General features: G+C 50.7%; 1 protein-coding gene and 1 pseudogene. One reads left to right on the top strand and one right to left on the bottom strand.

Features of this window, described 5'->3' with window-relative positions; all coding sequences use genetic code 11:
• Positions 1 to 487 (top strand): acyltransferase family protein (locus J5224_RS31065; protein ID WP_413544752.1); only part of this gene is annotated, 487 nt, incomplete at its 5' end.
• Positions 488 to 517: 30 nt separating this feature from the next.
• Here the strand turns inward: J5224_RS31065 and J5224_RS31060 are convergent.
• Positions 518 to 877 (bottom strand): annotated as a pseudogene (locus J5224_RS31060) (adenosine deaminase); the annotation flags it as partial.

The following is an 877-nucleotide window of genomic DNA, read 5'->3' as shown; positions in this document are numbered from 1 at the left end:
GTCCAGCCAGGTATTTGGTCTGGTCAGTTTTCTTATTGGTGGCTATTTTGGATTGGTGTACCAGCATACTTCATTATCGGCACGTCACTATTTACCGGGGATCGCGCTGGCATTACTCAGTTTCTGTGCGTTAACTCTGCTCACGCAGCACTGGGGCATCGTGTTTTTCTACGGGAAGTTTTATAACCTGCCACTGCAAATCTCAGCCGTTTGCCTGTTTTATTTGATGCTACATACCCGTTTTACCCGGCTTGAAGGGATGATCAGTCAGGTTGGCAGTAAGACGTTGGGGATTTATCTGGTGCACAATATTTTCGTGATAGAGATTAACAACACCGCGCTTTATGACTGGCTGTATCCGGCGTTCAGCTTCTTAACCGTCTATGGCTTTATTGTGCTCTATGGCGTGCTGACCTTCGTGCTGTCATACCTGATTTGCTGTCTGTTAAGCCGGTTGCGCTGGATAAACCGTGTTATTAGCCTGTAGGGGCGAGGTGTCGCCCCTAGGAACCTGAGTTTATACGCGAGCGCGCTTACGTTGTACCTTTTCCCGAATACGCTGTTTGTCCCAATCGGAAAGAAACGCTACGGTCAACCCGGCCTGCGGGGCGGCTGTGAGATATTCGTGCGCTATCTCGATCCCTTGTACTGCCGGATCGTCAGTATTAATGGTTGCGAGGATACCGTGGCGCAGAAAGTGGGGCAGAGGATGTTCGGCTAACGACATGACGGTACTGGTTTGAATGTTTGACGTCAGGCAGGACTCAATGGCGATCTGCTGCTGCGCCATGTGCGTCATCAGCGATTTATCCACAATGGCGGCCACGCCGTGACCAATACGTTCTGCCCCCAATTGACGAATCGCCTGCCAGATACT

It is taken from the genome of Candidatus Symbiopectobacterium sp. NZEC135 (assembly GCF_025962695.1).
This window is presented reverse-complemented; position numbering and strand designations above follow the sequence as displayed.